The organism is Actinoallomurus iriomotensis (assembly GCF_030269445.1).
Taxonomy (GTDB): Bacteria; Actinomycetota; Actinomycetes; order Streptosporangiales; family Streptosporangiaceae; genus Actinoallomurus; species Actinoallomurus iriomotensis.
In genome coordinates, this window is the sequence record NZ_BSTJ01000011.1 from 117,556 (window position 1) to 137,228 (window position 19,673).

Annotated in this window: 20 protein-coding genes and 1 pseudogene; 11 read left to right on the forward strand and 10 right to left on the reverse strand. The window is 71.4% G+C overall.

The features are described 5' to 3' along the window. Positions 1–13: 13 nt before the first annotated feature. Positions 14–775, forward strand: a complete 762-nt coding sequence (locus QSK37_RS37540; RefSeq protein WP_285630474.1) for an isocitrate lyase/PEP mutase family protein — start codon at positions 14–16, stop codon at positions 773–775. Between the two features lie 30 nt (positions 776–805). On the opposite strand, the gene QSK37_RS37545 is transcribed toward QSK37_RS37540, so the two are convergent. Then, the gene (locus QSK37_RS37545) at positions 806–1,501 is read right to left on the reverse strand and encodes a winged helix-turn-helix transcriptional regulator (RefSeq protein WP_285630476.1); all 696 of its coding nucleotides are present in this window, start codon (positions 1,499–1,501) and stop codon (positions 806–808) included. Positions 1,502–1,611: 110 nt separating this feature from the next. On the opposite strand from QSK37_RS37545, the gene QSK37_RS37550 reads away from it, so the two are divergent. Both QSK37_RS37550 and pknB read left to right on the forward strand, forming a co-directional pair. Next, on the forward strand, positions 1,612–2,424 hold the full coding sequence (locus tag QSK37_RS37550) for an SDR family NAD(P)-dependent oxidoreductase (RefSeq protein ID WP_285630479.1): 813 nt from the start codon (positions 1,612–1,614) through the stop codon (positions 2,422–2,424). Between the two features lie 122 nt (positions 2,425–2,546). Continuing rightward, positions 2,547–4,349 (forward strand): Stk1 family PASTA domain-containing Ser/Thr kinase, encoded by a 1,803-nt coding sequence (gene pknB / locus QSK37_RS37555; protein WP_285630482.1) that lies wholly within the window; start codon positions 2,547–2,549, stop codon positions 4,347–4,349. Between the two features lie 11 nt (positions 4,350–4,360). On the opposite strand, the gene QSK37_RS37560 is transcribed toward pknB, so the two are convergent. Then, positions 4,361–4,930 (reverse strand): TetR/AcrR family transcriptional regulator, encoded by a 570-nt coding sequence (locus QSK37_RS37560; protein ID WP_285630484.1) that lies wholly within the window; start codon positions 4,928–4,930, stop codon positions 4,361–4,363. A 107-nt stretch (positions 4,931–5,037) separates the two neighbouring features. On the opposite strand from QSK37_RS37560, the gene QSK37_RS37565 reads away from it, so the two are divergent. Further along, positions 5,038–5,973 (forward strand): SDR family oxidoreductase, encoded by a 936-nt coding sequence (locus QSK37_RS37565; RefSeq protein WP_285630486.1) that lies wholly within the window; start codon positions 5,038–5,040, stop codon positions 5,971–5,973. Here the strand turns inward: QSK37_RS37565 and QSK37_RS37570 are convergent. After that, entirely contained in the window at positions 5,961–7,208 is a 1,248-nt protein-coding gene (locus QSK37_RS37570; protein WP_285630489.1) for an MFS transporter, read from the reverse strand. The genes QSK37_RS37565 and QSK37_RS37570 overlap by 13 nt on opposite strands. A 71-nt stretch (positions 7,209–7,279) precedes the next feature. On the opposite strand from QSK37_RS37570, the gene QSK37_RS37575 reads away from it, so the two are divergent. Beyond that, positions 7,280–8,248, forward strand: a complete 969-nt coding sequence (locus QSK37_RS37575; RefSeq protein WP_285630491.1) for a GlxA family transcriptional regulator — start codon at positions 7,280–7,282, stop codon at positions 8,246–8,248. 19 nt (positions 8,249–8,267) lie between these two features. On the opposite strand, the gene QSK37_RS37580 is transcribed toward QSK37_RS37575, so the two are convergent. The 3 genes from QSK37_RS37580 to QSK37_RS37590 form a co-directional block, all read right to left on the reverse strand. Next, on the reverse strand, positions 8,268–9,068 hold the full coding sequence (locus tag QSK37_RS37580) for an SAM-dependent methyltransferase (protein ID WP_285630494.1): 801 nt from the start codon (positions 9,066–9,068) through the stop codon (positions 8,268–8,270). A 110-nt stretch (positions 9,069–9,178) separates the two neighbouring features. Next, positions 9,179–9,853, reverse strand: a complete 675-nt coding sequence (locus tag QSK37_RS37585; protein WP_285630497.1) for a hypothetical protein — start codon at positions 9,851–9,853, stop codon at positions 9,179–9,181. An 80-nt stretch (positions 9,854–9,933) separates the two neighbouring features. Further along, positions 9,934–10,899 carry a helix-turn-helix domain-containing protein gene (locus QSK37_RS37590; RefSeq protein WP_285630500.1) on the reverse strand — a complete coding sequence of 322 codons (966 nt, stop codon included), beginning with the start codon at positions 10,897–10,899 and terminating at the stop codon, positions 9,934–9,936. A gap of 98 nt (positions 10,900–10,997) precedes the next feature. Between QSK37_RS37590 and QSK37_RS37595 the strand changes: the two genes are divergently transcribed. Continuing rightward, positions 10,998–12,089 (forward strand): saccharopine dehydrogenase NADP-binding domain-containing protein, encoded by a 1,092-nt coding sequence (locus tag QSK37_RS37595; RefSeq protein ID WP_285630503.1) that lies wholly within the window; start codon positions 10,998–11,000, stop codon positions 12,087–12,089. Positions 12,090–12,228: 139 nt separating this feature from the next. On the opposite strand, the gene QSK37_RS37600 is transcribed toward QSK37_RS37595, so the two are convergent. Continuing rightward, positions 12,229–12,831 (reverse strand): TetR/AcrR family transcriptional regulator, encoded by a 603-nt coding sequence (locus tag QSK37_RS37600; RefSeq protein ID WP_285630507.1) that lies wholly within the window; start codon positions 12,829–12,831, stop codon positions 12,229–12,231. Positions 12,832–12,889: 58 nt separating this feature from the next. Here QSK37_RS37600 and QSK37_RS37605 point away from each other — a divergent pair, with 58 nt between their 5' ends. From QSK37_RS37605 to QSK37_RS37620, 4 genes and pseudogenes are all read left to right on the forward strand, one after another. Further along, the gene (locus QSK37_RS37605) at positions 12,890–13,366 is read left to right on the forward strand and encodes a hypothetical protein (protein WP_285630510.1); all 477 of its coding nucleotides are present in this window, start codon (positions 12,890–12,892) and stop codon (positions 13,364–13,366) included. A gap of 43 nt (positions 13,367–13,409) precedes the next feature. Then, positions 13,410–14,534 carry a cytochrome P450 gene (locus QSK37_RS37610; RefSeq protein WP_285630513.1) on the forward strand — a complete coding sequence of 375 codons (1,125 nt, stop codon included), beginning with the start codon at positions 13,410–13,412 and terminating at the stop codon, positions 14,532–14,534. A 67-nt stretch (positions 14,535–14,601) separates the two neighbouring features. Then, positions 14,602–15,858 carry a preprotein translocase subunit SecY gene (locus QSK37_RS37615; protein ID WP_285630516.1) on the forward strand — a complete coding sequence of 419 codons (1,257 nt, stop codon included), beginning with the start codon at positions 14,602–14,604 and terminating at the stop codon, positions 15,856–15,858. Between the two features lie 132 nt (positions 15,859–15,990). Beyond that, positions 15,991–16,122, forward strand: a pseudogene (locus QSK37_RS37620) (IS5/IS1182 family transposase); the annotation flags it as partial. Between the two features lie 89 nt (positions 16,123–16,211). On the opposite strand, the gene QSK37_RS37625 reads toward QSK37_RS37620, so the two are convergent. Beyond that, positions 16,212–17,114, reverse strand: a complete 903-nt coding sequence (locus tag QSK37_RS37625; RefSeq protein ID WP_285630519.1) for a CE1 family esterase — start codon at positions 17,112–17,114, stop codon at positions 16,212–16,214. A gap of 80 nt (positions 17,115–17,194) precedes the next feature. On the opposite strand from QSK37_RS37625, the gene QSK37_RS37630 reads away from it, so the two are divergent. Beyond that, positions 17,195–17,785 carry a TetR/AcrR family transcriptional regulator gene (locus QSK37_RS37630; protein ID WP_285630522.1) on the forward strand — a complete coding sequence of 197 codons (591 nt, stop codon included), beginning with the start codon at positions 17,195–17,197 and terminating at the stop codon, positions 17,783–17,785. Positions 17,786–17,954: 169 nt separating this feature from the next. Here QSK37_RS37630 and QSK37_RS37635 read toward each other — a convergent pair whose 3' ends face one another. Then, positions 17,955–19,379, reverse strand: coding sequence for an MFS transporter (locus tag QSK37_RS37635; RefSeq protein WP_285630525.1), 1,425 nt, complete (start codon positions 19,377–19,379; stop codon positions 17,955–17,957). 38 nt (positions 19,380–19,417) lie between these two features. After that, a complete protein-coding gene (locus tag QSK37_RS37640; protein ID WP_285630528.1) occupies positions 19,418–19,573 on the reverse strand; it encodes a hypothetical protein in 156 nt (51 codons plus the stop codon). Positions 19,574–19,673 lie beyond the last annotated feature (100 nt).

The window sequence follows — 19,673 nt, forward strand, 5'->3', positions numbered from 1 at the left end:
CTGGAGGATGTCGATGTCTGCTGACGTGGCGGACCTGAAGAGGAACGCCGAAACACTCCGTGATCTGCACAGCGGAGAGATGCTCGTGCTGCCCAACGTGTGGGATGCGGCGAGCGCGAAGGTCGTGGCCGAAGCGGGGTTCCCCGCGATGGCCACCGCGAGCGCCGCCATTTCGGCGATGCTCGGTCACCCCGACGGCGAGGGTGCGCCGTGGCAGGAGATGTTCGCCGCGGCCGGGCGTGTCGCCCGGGCGGTGTCGGTCCCCGTCACGGTCGACGCCGAGGCGGGATATGGCATGCGACCGCGTGAACTGGTGGACCGGCTGCTGGACATCGGTGCGGTCGGCTGCAACCTGGAGGACACCGACCACCGGACGGGCGGCCTGCGCGAACCCGGTGAGCACGCCCAGTGGCTCGCGGACGTGCGCTCCGCCGCGAGCGACGCCGGAGTGCCCATCGTCATCAATGCCCGCGTGGACGCCTTTCTGCCCAGCAGCGGGATACCCGAATCGGAGCGGGTCGCGGAGGCCGTACGGCGGGGCCGGCTCTACCGGGACGCCGGCGCCGACTGTATCTACCCGATCGGCGTGCGCGACCGGAGCGCCATCGCCACAGTGGTCGCTGAACTGGCGATTCCCGTCAACGGCAACAGCAGTGAACATCTGGACCTGCGCACACTCCGAGAACTGGGCGTGGCGCGAGTGTCCTACGGCCCCCGCTTCTACCGCGCGGCGCTGGCCGGCCTGAAAGCCGCCGTCCAGGAGCTGCCGGCCTGATCCCGCCGTCGCCGGCGCACCCCCGCGCTTCTACGCGCGGTCACCGGCCTGGACGTCCACCGGGTTCGTCCGATCTTCGGAGGGCCACGGGTCGGTGACCGCGTGCAGCAGCCGGCCGATCGCCGACAGATCTCCTACGACGGCGACGCTGCCATCGGCGCACGCGGTCGCGAGTGCGGCGGGATCAGTCAGCAGGGCGCTGAGGGTCTTGGGCTCCGCACGGAGCGAGACGTCTGCCGTCGCGGGTTCACCGGGCTGCACCTGAACCCGTCCGGACGCCAGGCGGACCGTCCAAATCCGACCGTCGAGCTCGAGACGGCAAGTCGTCGGAGGTGCCGCGGGGTCGGGGCGCGCGGCACCTCGCAAGAAGATCAGTACGGAGGTGGCGCTGAGCGCGGTCGGGGGCGGGGGCTGCGGGGCGTCGATCCCCCAGTCGCCCAGAGCCAGCAGGATCGGTTCCAGCTTCCGGCCCCGTTCGGTCAGCTCGTAGACCTGCGGACCTTCCGCCGGTGCCGTTCCACGGCGGATCACTCCGTTGTGTTCGAGCTCTCGGAGCCGGTCCGAAAGCAGGTTCGAGCTGACGTGGGGCAGAGCACGCCGCAACTCCGAGAAACGTTGAGGCACCAGGAGCAGCTCGCGGACGATCAGCAGGGCCCATCGTTCCCCGACGACGTCGAGCGCCCGGGCGATCCCGCACGAGTCCCGATAGCTACGGCTGGTCGGCATGGCCACCCCCTTGTCCAAGTTGATCCTAAACCACTGCCGGTGTTAGTTGTTTTTAACAATCATGACTGGTTACTATTTTGCTCGGAATCAATCACCTGGAAGAGGCGCACATGAGTGGATTGCTGCTTGAGGGCAAGAACGCTGTGATCTATGGAGGCGGGGGCGCCATCGGCGGTGCCGTCGCACGGGTGTTCGCCCGGGAAGGCGCGAGGGTCTTCATCGCCGGGCGGACGCAGGCGAAGCTCGACACCGTGGCGCGTGACATCGCCGCCTTGGGCGGAACGGCCGAGACCGCGCAAGTCGACGTTCTCGATCAGCAGGCGGTCGAAAAGCACGCCGACGGGATCGCGTCGACGGCCGGCGGCATCGACATCGCCCTCAACGCCGTGAGCGTCATGCACGACCAGGGGACTTTGCTGGCGGATCTCTCGCTGGAGGAGTTCATGCGGCCGATCGATGGTTTTCTGCGGGCGCTGTTCATCACGAGCAAGGCCGTGGCGCGGCACATGGGGCGCGAGCGTCCCGGCGTCATCCTGACCCTGTCGGAGCCGGGTGCCAAACTGGCGGTGGGCGGCATCTTGGGGCACGGCGTGAGCTCGGCCGGCAAGGAGGCGTTCTCGCGGCTCCTGGCCGCGGAGCTGGCACCCGGCAACGTCCGGGTCATCGACATCCGCCCCCACGCCGTCATCGACGCGCCGGCGGCGGGTTCCTACACCAAGGACCTCTTCCAGCGCTCCGCGGCGGCGGCCGGGCAGTCGGTCCAGGAGTTCCTCGACCGCGGGGGAATGGTGCAGGGGACGCTCCTGAAGAGGCTTCCCACGCTGTCCGAGATAGCAGAGACGGCGGCGTTCCTGGCTTCGGATCGCGCCGGTGCCATGACCGGAACAGTCGCCAACCTGTCCGGCGGCGCGCTCGTGGACTGAGTCCCGGCTCTCGCGGTCGGGGGCACGCCCCGGCCCGCTGATCGCGGGAGGACGCCGGCGAGCGGGTGGAGCCGACGGCAAAGTGGCAGGTCAGCGCATTAAATCCGCATACACTCCATCTGATGGAGAGGGCAGAGGCGGATCCACTCATCGGGCAGGTGCTCGATGGGCGCTACGTCGTACGGTCCCGGATCGCCCGTGGCGGCATGGCCACGGTCTACGCCGGGCACGACACCAAGCTGGACCGTACGGTGGCGCTCAAGGTGATGCACGCCAACCTGGCCGGCGACGAGGACTTCGTGCGGCGCTTCGTCGACGAGGCCAGGCACGCCGCCGCCCTGTCGCACCCGAACGTCGTCGCGATGTACGACCAGGGCACCGATCAGGGGCGCGTGTTCCTCGTGATGGAGTACGTCGCCGGGCGCACTCTGCGCGACCTGCTGACCGAGCGGGGCCGGCTCGGCCCGCGCGCGGCGCTCCAGGTTCTGCGGCCGATACTCGCCGCGCTGGGCGCCGCGCACCGGGTCGGTCTGGTCCACCGGGACGTCAAGCCGGAGAACGTCCTGCTGGCCGCCGACGGGCAGGTCAAGGTGACGGATTTCGGGCTGGCCCGAGCGGTGACGGCGAGCAGGCAGACCCAGACGGGCATGCTCATCGGCACGGTGGCCTACCTCGCGCCGGAGCAGGTCCTGACGGGCGACGCGGATGCTCGCACCGACGTGTACGCCGCCGGGATCATGCTGTTCGAGTTGTTGACCGGGTACCAGCCGTACCAGGCGGGCACCCCGCTGGCCGTGGCGTACCGGCACGTCAACGAGACGGTGCCGGCCCCGTCGAGCGTGATCCCGGGCCTGCCGCCGCAGTTGGACGCGCTGGTGGCCGGGGCGACCGACCGCGACCCGGCGCGGCGTCCGCCCGACGCCGGCCGGTTCGACGCGGCGGCCGGTGAGGTGCTCCACGCGCTGCCGCCGGACATCGACTCGACGTCGGCGTCTGTCGTGCCGGTGCCGCTCGGGCCGTCTCAGGCGGCCGACGGGGCGCGAGCGCCGCTGTCCGAGCGGGTGACGCAGAATTTCCGGGTGTCCCCGGACGCGCCGTCGTCCGGCCACGATGTGACGCCGAATCCGCACACCATGGTGATCTCCGGTTTCGAGGGTCCGCCTCGGACGCGGTGGCGTCGCCGACGCACGTCCGGGCTGTTCGCCGCCTGCGTCGTCGTCGCGCTCCTGTTCGGGGGCTTCGTGTGGTTCCAGACGGAGGGACGCACCGCGCGCGTGCCCCAGCTCGTGGGCCTGTCGGAGGCGGACGCCCGTCTCCGCGCCGAGAAGCTCGGGCTCAAGGTCAAGGCCGGTTCGTCCCGCCAGGACCCGAGGGTGCCCAAGGACAAGGTCGCCCAGGTCGAGCCGGGCGTCGGCACGCAGGTCAGGACGGGCACACTGCTCACTCTGGTCCTGTCGACGGGCAAGCCGCCGGTCGCCGTGCCCGACGTTCGGAAGCAGCCACTCGACCAGGCGCAACAGCTGCTGCGGCAGGCGGGACTCCAGCCGGGCCGGCAGGTCCGGCAGGACAGCGCCACCGTGCCGCGCGGTGACGTGATCACGACCAGGCCGGCGGCGGGGAAGAAGCAGAACCCGGAAGAACCCGTCACCATCGTGGTCAGCCGCGGCATCACGATGCCGGATCTGAGCGGCCTCACTCCGAGCCGGGCCGCGCGGAAGCTGGCCGCGCTGGGCCTGAACGCGCAATGGCGGCAGCAGGCCCCGGACAACGGCCAGCAGCCGAACACGGTGGTCGGCCAGGACCCTCCCGCGGGACAGCCCGTCAACCGGGGCGACGCCGTCCAGGTGACCTTCACCGACCAGAGCCAGTGCCAGTGGGACCCCTTCTGCTCCTACGGCGGCGACCAGAACGACGGCGGCGGGTAGGCCGCCGCCCGTCAGGGTCTCCTCGGAAGGGTGGCGAGGAAGGTTTCGGCCGCGTCCTGGACCCGCTCCCGGTCTCCGGTGGCGAGCAGGTCGAGGAGCAGTCCGCGGATGGTGGCGATCACCAGTGTGGCCGTGCGCGTCGCGGTCTGCGGGTCGGTGCCGGGTCCCTGGGCGTCGCGCAGGGCGTTCATCCAGTCGGCGACGACCCGGTCGAGGAAGCCCGCGAACTGCTCCGGCGCCTGAAGAGCGCGTCCGTAGACGGCGAAGAACAGCCTGAACTCCGCCTCCCGCTGCGGAGCCGAGGTACGCGTCCAGGCCGCGCGCGCCGCCGTGGCCAGGTCGGGGTGCTCGCCGAGCGTTTCGCTGGTGGCCGCGAAGATGCGTTCGCGCAGGCGGGCGAGGATGGCGACCAGCATCTGCTCCTTGGTGCCGAAGCGGTGCACCAGCGTCGTCGTCGAGACCCCGAGGGCGGCGGCGACGGGCCGCCATGACAGGTCGGAGAACCCGTGCTCGACCGTGTAGTCGACCACCGCGTCCAGCAGCTCGGCTCGCCGCTGATGGTCGACGGGACGCCCCGCCATCGCCGCCTCCCGGTCTCGGCTTGACATTTATAGTACGACCGTACAAAGAATGGAGCACGACATCAAGGGTCACCGGCCGACGGGGGCCCGGATCCTGGAGGTTGCTCATGCGCGTTCTCGTCACCGGAGCGTCCGGCTGGGTCGGCCGCGGGCTCGTCCCCGAGCTGATCGCCGCCGGCCACGAGGTCACCGGGCTCGCCCGCTCGGATGCCGCGGCCCGGACGCTGCGCGCCGCGGGCGCCGAGGTCCGCGCCGGATCGCTGGACGACCTCGGCACCCTGCGCACGGCCGCCGCCTCGGCCGACGGCGTCATCCACCTCGCGTTCAGGCACGACATCGCCTTTGCCGGCGACTACGCCACGGCCACCGCCGCCGACCGCGCGGCGATCGAGGCGTTCGGCGAGGCCCTGGCCGGCACCGGCAAGCCGTTCGTCATCGCCTCGGGCATCCTGGGCGTGCTCGGCCTCCCGCCCGGCGCCGTCGCCACCGAACGCGACGGGCTCGCCACCGGCACCGGGGACCGCGACGTGCCGATCGGCGGCGCCAACGGGCGGATCGCCAACGCCCACTACACGCTCGCCCTCGCCGACCACGGAGTTCGCTCATCGGTCGTACGGCTGCCACCGGCCACTCACGGCGCCGGCGACAACGGGTTCACCTCGACCGCGATCGGCTTCGCACGCGAGAAGGGCGCCGCGGCGTACGTCGGCGACGGCGCCAACCGCTGGCCGGCGGTCCATCGCGACGACGCCGCGCGCCTGTTCCGCCTCGCGCTCGAGTCCGCGCCGGCCGGGTCGGTGCTGCACGCGGTCGGCGATGAGGGCGTGCCGATCCGTGAGGTCGCCGAGGTCTTCGCGGAGCACCTCGGCGTCCCCGCCGTCTCCGTCACGCCTGAGGAGGCCGGAGAGTACGTCGGCTGGCTCGGCCGGTTCTGGGGAACCGACGGTCCCGCCTCCGCGCGGATCACCCGCGACCTGCTCGGATGGCAGCCGACGAGCCCCGGGCTGATCGCCGATCTCAAGGAGGGCCACTACTTCCGGTAGGAACGGCTCGTCGACAACAGCCCGGCCAGTGCCGTGGCGGCGAGCGCCAGGATGAACAGGGCGTAGTCGCGGGCGGTGCCGATGAGCCCGCCGCCGTGGACGACCAGCACTCCGGCGGCGACGGACGGCACGCCCATCCCGCAGTAGCAGATCACGTAGAGGACGGACAGCACGCCCGCCCGCTCGTGCGGGGCGGCGAGGGGGACGACGGTGCGGATGCCGCCCTGGAACCCGGCGCCGAATCCGATCCCGGCGACGAAGGTACCGGCGAAGAATCCGGCCGTCGAGGACAGTTCGACCGCGATCAGAATCCCTGTCGACGCCACGGCGAGCATCGTGATGCCGAACAGCATCACGGTCCGGGGCGGCGTACGGTCGAGCGCGACGGTGGCCAGCGACCCGACGACGGCCAGCAGGAAGAAGCCGAGTCCGCCGACGACCACCGAGGTGGAACCGGACAACTGCCGCGCGAGCGCCGGGCCGAGCGAGCCGTAGAAGCCCGCGAGCGCCCACACCGCGAACAGGATCGGCGCGGCGGCGAGCACGGGTCCGCGCAGGCCGGGTGGCACCGCGAGTTCGGGCACGAGAGCGGCGCGCCCGCCCGGCCGGCGGGTGACGGTCTCCGGCATCAGGACCACACCGACGCCCTGCAGGACGAACGTGCCGATGAGCACCAGATAGACGAGGTGCGTCGGCGCCGGCGCGTACTGGACGAGCAGCCCGGACAGCAGGACGCCGGCGCCGGTGCCCATCCCCGGCGTGGCGGCATTGGTGATCGCGCCGCGTCTGGGGTGTACGTCGAGCATCGCCGCGCCCAGCGCGCCGAGGGCCCCGCCGGTGGAGATTCCTTGGAGCAGCCGGCCGGCGAGCAGGGCGCCGACGCCGCCCGCGGTGGCGAGCACGACCGTCGCGACCGTCTGTACGGCGAGCGCGGCCAGCAGCACCGGCCGGCGGCCGACGTGGTCGGACAGGCGGCCCAGCACGAGCAGGGCGAGCAGGACGGCCATCGCGTACACGCCGAAGACGACGGTGGTGGTGATCGGCGAGAAGTGCCACCTTCCCGCGTAAGTGGCGTACAGCGGCGTCGGCGCGCCGGAGGCGGCCAGGAAGGAGACGACGATCGAGGCCGGCAGCGCCAGCGCGCCGCGCCGGGGACGCCGTTCGGCGACCGGCGGCGCGATGGCCTCCCGTCCCGCGGGGCCGCGCATGCCGTGGTCGGTGATGGGTTCGGTCATACGTCGAGGTTCGTCCCACCGTGTGTGTATCCGCGAGTGGCGGTATTGCCCATTTTCGCTAGGATCCTGCCATGTCGGTTCATCGTGTCGCCGTGCTGGCGCTGGACGGCGTGACCCCGCTCGACCTGGCCATTCCCGCGCAAGTGTTCAGCGCGCGGCCGGAGACCCCGTACGAGATGACGCTGTGTGCGCCGACCGATCGGGTGACGACGACCGCCGGCTTCCAGCTGGTCGTGGGCGGCGGGTTCGACGAGGTCCGCGCCGCGGACACCGTCATCGTGCCGGGCGTCGAGCCGCCCCTGCGGCCGCCACCGCCGGTCGTGCTCGACGCCCTGGCCGAGGCCCGTGACCGGGGCCGGCGGGTCGTGTCGATCTGCACCGGCGCGTTCGCGCTGGCCGCGGCCGGCGTACTGGACGGACTGCACGCCACCACGCACTGGAGGCACATCGACGACCTCGAACGGGAGTTCCCGGCCGTCCAGGCGGACCGCGACGTGCTCTATGTCGACGAGGGGGAGGTGCTCACCTCGGCCGGAGCGTGCTGCGGCATCGACCTGTGCCTGCACATCGTGCGCCGGGACCTGGGCGCCGTGGTGGCCAACCGGATCGCCCGGGGCCTGGTGGCCGCGCCGCACCGCGACGGCGGGCAGGCCCAGTACGTGCCCGCGCCGGTGGCCGCGACCGGCGACACCGGTCTCGCCGAGACCCGCGCCTGGGCGTTGCGTCGTCTCGACCGGTCGCTCTCGGTCGCCGAACTGGCCCGCCACGCCGGCGTGTCACAGCGCTCGTTCATGCGCCGCTTCGCCGAGGAGACGGGCACGACGCCGTTGCAGTGGCTGGTCAACGCACGGGTCGGCCTGGCGCGGGAACTCCTGGAGACCACCGACCTGTCGATCGACCAGGTGGCGCGCGACTGCGGGCTGGGCACCGCCGCCAACCTGCGCCTGCACTTCCGGCGCACGCTGAACACCACCCCGACCGCGTACCGGCGCACCTTCACGCGCGGTGCCGGAGCCCAGGACCTCCAGGCCACCGGCTGAGCGACGACGGTGGACGGGGTCAGGGCTTGCGGCCGACCGCGCCGTACAGCCAGCACGGTTGGGGCACCGGGGCTTCGGCGTCGGGGCGCCACTCGTTCAGCATGACCAGGCCGGGAGGCGCGAGCTCGAACCCGTCGAAGAAGCGCGCGATCTCGGCCCGCGGCCGGAAGTGGATCGGCGTGGGCGTGGTCGCGTAGACGGCTTCCGTCTGCGCCACCATCTCCGGCGACAGGCCGTCCGTCGTGGCGTGCGTGGCGGTGAAGTGGCTGCCCGGCGCGAGCGCGTCATGCAGGCGGCCCATGACGTACGGCCGCTCCTCCAGGGTGAGGAAGTGGACCATTGCGATCATCAGCACGCCGACCGGCTGGTCGAAGTCGATGAACTTGGTGGTCTCCGGGTGTTCGAGTACCTCGGCCGGCCGGTGCATGTCGGCGGTGACGACCGTGGTGTGGCTGTCGGCGGCGAGCAGCGCCCGGCCGTGGTTGAGCACGACGGGATCGTTGTCGACGTAGACGACCCGCGCGGACGGGTCGACCTCCTGCGCGATCTCGTGCGTGTTGCCGACCGTGGGCAGCCCCGAACCGATGTCGATGAACTGCCGGACGCCCTGCTGTGCCATGTAGCGCACGGCGCGCCGGAGGAAGGCGCGGTTCTGGTGCGCGACCTGACGGGTCCCGGGCATCGCCTCTTCGACCCGGTCGACGGCGTCCCGATCCACCTGGTAGTTGTCCTTGCCGCCCAGGTAGTAGTCGTACATCCGGGCGACGCTCGGCCTGTTGGTGTCCAGGCGCCCAGGCGCGCGTTCGCCGCGGTCCGGCACGGCATGACCTCCTCGGGCGATCGGGCGGGCGATCAGACTTTAGACGATCAGCCCGGCCGGGGGTCGACGTAAGGGGACTTCGCCCCCAGGTCACCGGCCCAGGGGAGCGGCTACCCCACTCTCGTCGCGTCGACGGAGTTCGACACCTGTAGCGCGCCGGATGGAAGTCCTTTGAACTCGTCGCCCCGCTTCATGTAGTCCGCCATGAGCTTATCGGCCTTCGCGTCGGCGTCCACGATGAACAACGACCTTTCGGGGCCTACGTCGAGATCCTTGAAGGACCGGGGAATCGAATAACCGGGCCTGTTCGGCGCGAGTCGCTCCCACGGGGACTGCAGCGGAGGCCCCTTCCGGCCGGGGAACTGCGCGACCAGCCACAGTCGGTGTCCCGCCTGCGGCTGTCTGGTCACCTGCACACTGATCGTTCGCTCCAGGTCCCTTCCGGTGCCGCTGATCGCGATCGTCGCCTGCACCGGCGAGTCGCCTTCCGCGGTGGCGGACACGCTCGGAGCCGGAGCGGACGAAGGCGCGGGCGGCGAGGAACCTCCCTGCGTCGGTGAGACGGCCGGCCCTGCGGCGGGCGGAGGTGTGGCGGGGCCGCCCCCCGAACCGGCTCCCGGATCGCCGAGGCCCCGCGGATTCACCGTCCAGCCGAATGCCGCGATCGTGGCGGCCATGGCCAGCGTCAGAACTAACAGCAGGGACATGACGGCGAACTGTTTCCTGCTCGGCATCGAGTACCCGAAACGTTTTCCGACATTCCACGCCATTCGCCAGTGCATCATTGTCGTTCCTACCTGGGATGCGCGAGGGCGTCCAGCGGTTCACTCGGGCCGGCATGCTCACACGAGAGGAGGACGCCCTCTCATCTCGTTCCGAGGCCATCGGCCCGCCGGCTGTGGAAAGTGCGGCGGTACGTGTCGGGTGGCACGCCGACCGTTCGGTTGAAATGGCGGCGGAGCGTCGTCGCGGTGCCCATGCCGGTGGCCTCCGCGATGGCGTCGATGCTCTCGTCGGTGGTCTCCAGGAGTTCCTGGGCCCGGCGGATCCGCTGGGTCAGCAGCCACTGCAGCGGGGTGGTGCCGGTCATCGACCTGAAGTGGCGGCCGAGGTGGCGTGAGCTCATGTTCGCCCGGCGGGCCAGATCCTCCACCGTCAACGGCTGGTCCAGCCGCTGGGCCGCCCAGGCGAGCAGCTCGCTCAGGGGGTGGTCGCGCTGTTCGGGCACCGGGGTGGCGACGAACTGGGCCTGCCCGCCGGGGCGGTGCGGCGGTACGACCAGCCTCCGGGCGACCGCGTTGGCGACCGCCGAGCCGTGGTCACGGCGGACCAGGTGCAGGCACAGATCCATCGCGGCGGCCTTGCCGGCGGAGGTGAGCACGCTGCCGTTGTCGACGTACAGGACGTCCGGGTCGACCTCGACCCGGGGAAAGCGGGTGGCCAGCGCCCGGGTGTGCGCCCAGTGCGTGGTGGCGCGCCGCCCGTCCAGCAGGCCGGCGGCGGCCAGTACGAAGGCGCCCGTGCAGAGGGAGGCCACCCTCGCGCCGGCCTCGTGGGCTCCGCGTACGGCGTCGACGACGTCCACCGGCGGGTCCTCGTCGACGTCGGCCCAGCCGGGCACGATCACGGTGTCGGCCAGCGCGAGCCGGTCGAGTCCGCAGTCCGGTTCGAGCAGGAAGCGGCCGTCGGCCCGGACGTCGCCCGTCCCGCAGATGACGAGCTCGTACCAGGGCTCGACCGGGACCGGCGGCGCGGAGCTGAACAGCTCGCACGCCAGGGCCAGTTCGAAGTGCAGGATCCCGTCGGCGATGACCACCGCGACTGTGCTCACGTCCGGAATTGTATGCATCGTGTCGTTCCAGACGCTCGCGCGGGGATCCGGGCGGTCGCCACGATGTCCGGAACGAGCTACCGGACAGGGGAGAGCTGATGGGAACGGGTCGTACGGTGGTGGTCTTCGGCGCGTACGGGCACACCGGCCGTTTCGTGGTGGCGGAGCTGCTGGAGCGCGGGTTCGTCCCCGTTCTGGCCGGCCGGGATCCGGAGAAACTCGGCGCTCTGGCCGCGTCGCACCCGGGACTCGACGCCCGGCGGGCGTCGGTCGACGACCCGGCGTCCCTCGACCGCGCGCTGGCCGGCGCGGACGCCGTGATCAACTGTGCCGGGCCCTTCGCCGCCACTGCCGCCCCGGTGATCGAGGCGGCCCTGCGCGGCGGAGTGCCGTACGTCGACGTCGCGGCCGAGATCGAGGCCATCGTCGACACGTTCGCGCACTTCGCCGACCGCGCCCGCGCGGCGGGAGCCGCGGTCGTGCCCGCGATGGCCTTCTACGGCGGGCTCGCCGACCTGCTGGTCACGGCCGCGATGGACGAGTGGACCGGCGCCGATGAGGTGCACGTCGCGTACGGCCTCGACAGCTGGCACCCCACGTACGGGACGCGTGCCGCGGGCGCGGTCTCCCGGCAGCGGCGGGACGGCCGGCGGGTCCGCTACGCCCGCGGTCGGCTGGAGTACCGCGACGACGAGCCGCCGGCCCACAAGTGGGTCTTCCCCGATCCGATGGGCGCCCGCGACGTGATCGGGGAGTTCACGATGGCCGACGTCGTGACCATTCCCAGCCACGTGTCCGTCCCGGAGGTGCGCACGTACATGACCGTCGAGGCGGCCAGGGACGTGGCCTCCCCGGACACACCGGCCCCGGTCGCGGCCGACGAACACGGGCGGTCCGCGCAGTCGTTCGTCGTCGACGTCGTCGTGCGCTCGGGCGTACGGGAACGGCGCGCGGCGGCGTACGGCCGGGACATCTACGCCGTCACCGCACCGCTCGCCGTGGAGGCCGTCCACCGGATCCTCACCGGCAGGACCAGAACGGCCGGCGTCGCCTCGGCCGGGGAGATCTTCGACGCGCCGGACTTCCTGACGGCCCTGGCACCGCACATCACGGTCGACCTCGGTCGGACGGACGCCGCCGAACTGAGGCCGGACCCCCGCCGGGCGATCGGCGTGCCGGGAGCCGAGTGACTCCCTTCGCCGGGGCAGCGGCAAGATCGTTGAGTCACGCGGTGGCGAGGCGGGCGGCGGTGAGGGCGCTGTTGACGGAGACCTCACCGCGCATGCCCGGGGCCGCCCCCATGTCCCCGACGAGGCGGCGGAGCTCAGGTCATTTGATCCGGAAGGCGTTGAGGGTTCGCCGGATGAGGTAGGACCATTCGTCGCGGGTGCGGGCCTTGTCCTCCTCGGCTGCGTCGGCCAGGGCCAGGCCGGCCCCGCCGAGGATCCAGAAGCAGAAGCGCACCGTGCTCTCGATCGCCCGGTTCTCGACGTAACCCGCGTCGACCAGGGCGTGAATGAACCCTTCGACGAGCCCGTAGGCGTACTTCTCCTCGGTCTCGTGCCAGCGCTGCCACCCCAGCGCGGTCGGGCCCTCCTGCCACACCAGCCGTCCGTACGCCGGGTCGCAGCACTTGTCGAGGAAGGCGTCCAGGGCGAGCAGCGCCGCGTCCCACGGATCCGCTGCGGTCGCCGCCGCGGCGATCTCGTCGAACGCGCGTTTCTCCTGGTCGTCGAGGACGGCCTCGAAGAGTGCCTGCTTGTCGGCGAAGTGGTGGTACACGGCGCCGCGGGTCACCCGGGTGGCCGACGCGACGTGCTCCAGGGACGTCGCGGTGTACCCGCGCTCCGCGAACAGCCTGGTCGCCTGTTCCAGAATCGCGGCCCTGGTGGCCTCGGAGTAGGCCTCGCGTCGACTCTTGACAGGCGGCATACGGTGAGTCTATTGACATACACAGAGTATGTGACATTCAAAGAGTAGGTGACCGTGCATGGAGGGTTGGGAACAGGCTCGGCGCAGGTACCGGCTGGTGCACGACGTCGCCGGGGACGTCGCGAGGAACGGGCCGGGAGCGGTCGCCGAGTGGCTGCCCGCGATCGAGGCGGAGTTCGGCGACCTCGGCGAGCTGTTGCACGACGTCCAGCGGCGTCTCCAGACCGCCGCCGAGGCACGGCTGGACGCCCTGATCGAGGCGCCTCCCGCCCACCCGGAGGCGTCGGTCATGGCGGTCCTCGACGAGGTCGCCGAGACCCATCCGGACCTGCGGCGCCTGGTGGACGCGTACGCGAGCCACCCCGCCGTCGCCGAGGGCACCGCCCGGTTCCACCGGGCCGTACGCGCCGCCACCGGCGTCGACCTCACCCAGGTCCGGTCCGACCGCTCGCGGTACGAAGAGAAGGGATCCAGTCGTGACCGAAAGCCCGCCTTCCGCCTTGGTCTTCGACCCGTTTGCGCCTGGCTTCACTGACGATCCGTATCCCCACTACGCCGAGATGCGCGACGGCGCGCCGGTGCATCAGCACCCAGTCGGGTTCTGGCTGCTCACCCGGTACGAGGACGTCTCGTGGCTGCTGCGGGCCGGCCTCTCGGTCGAGGACCGCAACCTGGCCGAGAGCAGCCCGTTCCGGATGATGCAGGAGGCCATGTACGGCGACCGGCTGCCGCGATTCGACGCCCGGTCCATGCTGGACCGGGACCCGCCGGACCACACCCGCCTGCGCCGGCTGGTCGCCAAGGCGTTCACCCCTCGTGCGGTACGGGCCCTGCGGCCCCACGTCGTCGAGCTGGTCGACGGCATGCTCGACGCGATGGGCCGGGCCCGCCGCGTCGACCTCATCGAGTCCCTCGCGTTCCCGCTGCCGTTCGCGGTGATCGCCAAGATGCTCGGTACGCCCTCCTCCGACCACGAACGCATCCGGGAGCTGACCGGCGTCGTCGTACGTTCGCTGGAGCCGGTCGCCGACCCCGACCTGGTCTCGGCGATCGTGGCGGCCGACGCCGAACTGGCCGGCATCGCCGCGGAGATGATCGCCTGGAAACGCGAGAACCCCGCGGACGACCTGCTCACCGCCCTCATCAACGCCGAGGACGACGGCGACGTGCTGGGTGAGGAGGAGCTCATCGCCCAGACCCTGCTGCTGTACATCGCGGGCCATGAGACGACGGTGAACCTCATCGGGGGCGGCGCGCTCGCCCTGCTGCGCGACCCCGGGCAGCAGGCGCTGCTGCGCGACGATCCGGGGCTGGTCGCGAACGCGGTGGAGGAGATGCTCCGCTACGACAGCCCGGTGCAGGCGAGCCGGCGGATCACCGTCGAACCGGTCACCGTCGGCGGCGTCGAGATCCCTGCGGGCGCGTTCGTCATGGCGAGTCTCGCGTCGGCCAACAGGGACGAGCGTTTCTGGGGGCCGGACGCCGGTGCGCTGCGGCTGAACCGGGAGAACGCCCGCCAGCACGTGTCGTTCGGCGCGGGCCCGCACCACTGTCTCGGCGCGTCCCTCGCGCGGATGGAGGCCTGCATCGCCTTCGAACGGCTGACCGCGCGCTTTCCCCACCTTTCCCAGGACGGTGAGGTGAGGTGGAACGGCCGCATCAACCTGCGCGGTCCGTCACACCTCCCGGTGTCGACCGGCTAGCGCGGCTTCATTCACCGTTCACGCTCGCGGCGGGATCATTCAACAGACATGAATGTATGTTTGAAGGGTGAGTGGCTTTCTCCGCGTCTCCGGCCTGCGCGCGAAGTTCTCGCTGACGGTTCTGGCCGTGGTGCTCTACCGGCTCGGGCAGAACCTCCCGAGTCCGGGCGTGGACGTCCGGGCGCTCCGGGCGGCCGCCGACGCGGCCGTCCGCGACGACCGGTTCTACGGCCTGATCGACATGCTCAGCGGCGGGGGACTGCTCCGGCTCTCCGTTCTCGGGCTCGGGGTGTTCCCGTACGTCGCCGCGTCCGTCGTGGTGCAGCTGCTCGTGGTGACCGTCCCGCGGATGAGGGCGCTCGCCGCGGCCGGCGGGGCGGGCGCCGCCAGGATCCAGCGGTACGTCCGGATTCTCGCCGTCGTGATGGGCGCCCTGATGGGAACGGCCGTCGCGGTCGCGGCGGCGAAGGGACGCCTTCCCGGCGGAGACGTCCTGGCGGGCTCGGGCGTCGGCACCGTCCTGGCGCCGGCGGGCGCCATGACGGCCGGCACGCTGGTCACCACCTGGCTGATGCGGCTCATCTCCTCGCGCGGGCTGGGCGACGGTCTCGCGGTCCTGTTCTTCGTGCAGCTCGCCGCCGTCTTCCCCGACCTGCTCTGGCGGGTACGGCAAGAAGAGGGCACGGGCGCTTTCGCCGCCACGACGGCCGCCGTCCTGGTGTCCGTGCTGCTCGTCATCGTCGCCGTGCTCGTCCTGGACCGGGCCGAACGGCGGGTGCCGATCCAGTACGCCCGGCGGATGATCGGGGTCCGCCGGTTCGGCGGCGCGGCCACCTACGTCCCGCTGCGCCTCGACCACGCCGGGCTCGTGCCGGCGTTCACCATGCTGGCGCTGCTGCACCTGCCCGGCCTGGCCGCCCGGCTGTGGCCCGGCGGCGGGCGGCCGGACGGGCTGTGGACGTCGCCCGACCAGGGCAGCGTCTGGTTCATGGTCGTGCTGTTCGTGTCGGTCGCCGTCCTGAGCGTCTTGAGCTCGGCGGGAGCGGTCGACCCCGCGCGCGTCGCCGACAGGCTCAAGCGGGAGGGCGCGTTCGTACCCGGCATCCGCCCCGGCCGGCCGACCGCCGACTACCTGGGGTACGTCCGCCTCCGCGTCACCGCCGGCACACCGTTCGTCCTCGGCCTCGTCGCCGTACTGCCCTCGGCGGCGCTCGCGCTCGCCGGCGACCAGCCCTTCGTCACCGGCACGTGCGTGCTGCTCCTGGCCGGGGCCGGCCTGCGCACCGCCGGCCGCATCGCCGACCGGTGGGGACAGCACATCTAGTGCGGTGACCACGAACGTTCGCCGGGTCTGGTGACACGCCGGTCGGCGTCCGTGATGGCGGGGCTTGGAACTCCTAACAGAATGATCTTGGTCCGTGCCTGCCCGGACGGTTGATCGTTGATCTCGGCATGAGGAAGGGCGAGCAACCCGCACCACCTGATCAGTGAGGGCAACGGCATCCCGCTGGCCATCTCACTCACCGGCGGCAACCGCAAAGACATCACCCGGCTCATCCCGCTGATCGAGGCCATACCGCCGGTGCGCGCGCACAGTCGCTCCCTCTTTGAAGGGCTTTCGACACTGGTTTGCTTCCGTATCTGTTAGAACGCGCTCGACAGCGACGCGTTCTGGCGCTACGTCGACGGGATGATCTCGCTCAAGCAGCTGGCGCCCACCGGCAAGCCGAAGAACGTGCCGATCAGCTCGGCGGCGTCGGCTTCGCGGCTGGTCCTGCCGAGCACCGCCGGGTTCTTGGCCGGGCCGGGAACGGTGTGCCCGCCGCGGTGGATGGTGTAGAGCACCACCGGCGGCTTCCCCTCCTCGCGGTAGTCCGAGCGCTCGACCTCGGTGACGGCACCGGCCGGGGCCGGATCACGCGTGACGACGGGCGCGGCGGTGATGCCGTTGCGTTCGGCGAAGTATCGCGCGGTGCGGGGCGCCGACCAGCTCCCCCCGCCGACCTTGAACAGCCGCCGCTGCCACCAGCTCATCGTGCCGCCCTCGTAGGCGACGATCGGGTCCTTCGTGCCGTGGACGAGCATCACCGGCAGCGGCGCGGGCGGGGTGTCCGCCGCGAGGAAGTTCTCCGGGGCGGGCATGGTCGCGGCAAGCACCGCCGCGCCGGCGAGAAGCCCCGGCGCCTCGTGAGCGAGCCGCATGACCAGCTGGCCGCCGTTGGAGTAGCCGATCGCGAACACCCGGCGCCGATCGATCCGGTGCTCGCCGGCCAGCTTGGTGATCACCGCCCGCGTGAAGGCGAGGTCGTCGACGCCGTCGCGCCGGGCCGGGAACCAGCTTTCCTTGCGGGCGTCGTTCCAGTTCCCGCGGTAGCCGTCCAGGTAGGCGACCACCGCGGAGCCGGCGGCGAACCGGTCGAAGGCCTGGCCGGTGAACGCGCGGTGCTTGTCGCCGCTCTGGCGGGAACCGTGGAAGACCAGGACCAGCGCGCGGCCGACCCCGTCGCCGGCGGGGCGGACGGTGGTGAACGTGCGTCTCGTCCCGGCGACATCGACGCTGTCGCGGGTGGTGGTGAGCATGGCAGCCCTCCGAAAGATACGGATGGTCTATCCGTTTCACCATAGCGCAAGTAGATAAGTTATCCGTTTATGATGTGGTGGTGCCCACCACTCCGCTGCGTAAGGATGCCGCCCGCAACTGGGAGCGCATCGTCGCGACCGCCCGCCGCTACGTGGACGAAGGCAAGCCGCTGCAGCTGAACGACGTTGCCCGGGCGGCGTCCATGGGGGTCGCCACGGTCTACCGGCACTTCCCCACACCGGAGGCGCTGCTGGAAACCGTCGCCGCACCGACGTTCGAGGCTCTGGCTGAGCGCGCCGAGCAAGCGCTGGCCGACCCGGACCCGTGGCAGGCGCTGCACGGGTTCCTAGTCGAAGGCATCCGGGTGCAGCTGACCGACGCCGCTGTCGCGCCGGTGCTCGCCGCTGGCACCGACGCGCTCGCGTGCACCACCGAGCTCAAGCACAAGGTCACCAGCCGGTTCGGCCGGTTGCTGGCCCGCGTCCACGAGGCCGGCGTGATCGACCCCGGCGTGTCCGAAGCCGATCTGGTGTCCCTGATGTGCGGGATCGCGTACGCGGTCAACATCCACACCGGACTCGACGCCACCGAGCGGGCCGCCGCTGGCCGCCGTTATCTGGGCATCCTGCTGGCGGGCCTGCGACAGCCCCGGCCCGGCAGCGCGGAATGACGGGGAAGCGTGCCCTTCGGCCCGGTCGGGCTCAGGCGGGTGGCCAGAACCACGGCGCGGCGTCGGCCGCCCGCCGGCGGTCTTCCCGGGTTGCGCCGCCCGCCGCCTGCACGGCACGCCCCCTGCCAGGTCGGGCTTCGGCTCTCCGGCCATGTCGCCTCCCGGCGACTCAGCGAGGCGCCCGGCTGGTGCTTTCCTTCGCCTGGTGATCGGGTGTTCCGTCGATCTTCGGAGGCGTATCCAGGGACGGGACACGTTCGGCCCGCACGGACAGCACAGCGGAGCCGAACAGCAGCGTGGCGATGAGGACCGACACCGCGGTGATGGCGTGAGCCGAGCCGAACGCGCTGGCGGCGGTGTAGTAGACGCCGCCGATGACCGCGACCGACAGGGCGGCGCTGATCTGCAGGGTGGCGTTGACCAGACCGCTGGCCAGGCCGGCGAATGCGCGCGGGATGTGGGTGACCGTGATCCGGATCAGCGACGGCAGCGCGAGTCCCTGGCCGAAGCCGATGAGCGCCAGGGGTGCGGCGGCCCAGGGTGTCTGGCCGAACGCGGCGACGAGCCCCGCGAACACCAGGAAGCCGACGGTTTCCAGCCCCAGGCCGAGCGCGGCGATCCGGCGCGGCAGTACCCGCATGAGGTGCGGCACGGTCAGCGGGCCGATCAGGAACCCGATGCCCAGCGGCAGGATGTCGAGGCTCGCCTGCAGCGGGGTGCGCCCGGCGGCCTGCTCGCGTTCGGAGAAGACGAGGAAGAATGAGGCGATCGAGTAGAACAGGGCGACCGCCACCAGCGCGATCCGCACTCCGGGCGCGGTGAGTGCCCGGGGTGGCACCAGGGGCATGACGCGACGGCGCCGCCGTTCGCCGTCGAGCGTGGTCTCGTAGCGCCAGAACCTGTGCAGCAGGCCGGCCGCGGCGACCAGGACGACGAAGCACCACCAGGGCCAGTCCAGGGCGCGCCCCTCGACCAGGGGTACGACGATCCCGGCGAGACCGACGAAGAGCAGGATCGCGCCGGTCCAGTCGAGTTTCGCCTCGCCTCGCGTGTGCGGGTCGGGCAGGAACAGGCTGCCCAGCAGCGCCAGCGCGGCGATCGGCAGGTTGATGAGGAAGATCGCCCGCCAGCCCAGGCCCCAGAGATCGGCGGTGACGAGCAGGCCGCCCGATGACTGGCCGATGACCGCGGCGAGTCCGAGGGTCGCACCGTGGAAGCCGAGGGCGATCGCCTGGTCTCGGCCATCAAGGCTCGCGCGGATGAGCGCCAGGGACTGCGGCGCCATCAGCGCGGCGGTGAACCCTTGCAGGACGCGCCCGATGAGCAGCAGCCAGGGTTCGCCGGCCGACCCGCACAGCAGCGAGGCCAGGGCGAACCCGACGAGGCCGACGACGAAAGCCCGCCGTCGTCCGTGCAGATCGCCGAGCCGCCCGCCGAGGGTGAGCGTCACGGCGTAGGTGGCGGCGTAGCCGGCCACGACCTGCTGGCCCAGGATGTCACCACCGCCGAGGTCGTCTTGGATCGACGGGATGGCGAGGTTGACGATGAAGAAATCCAGTGGGGGCAGCAGTGTGCCGGCCAGCAGTGTGAGCACGCCCAACCACGTCCGGGCCGATGTCTTTGATGTCGAAGTCATTGTTCAGTAGGTGAAAGGGACGCCGCGGTGGCGGCCTGTTCGTCGCGGAATTCGTTCACCGCCACGGCCACGAGGTGCTGGAACACGTAGGAGTCGTGGTCGAACCGGAAGTCCTTTCCGCCCGACCTGTAGATCACGAAGACGGTTTCCATGGTTTCCTTTTTCGTCATCAGGCAGCAGGCACGGAAAGCTGCGGGCTGTTCGAGCGGGGCGAGATGAGGCGCACGATGCGCCCGCGTTCTTGACACGCGG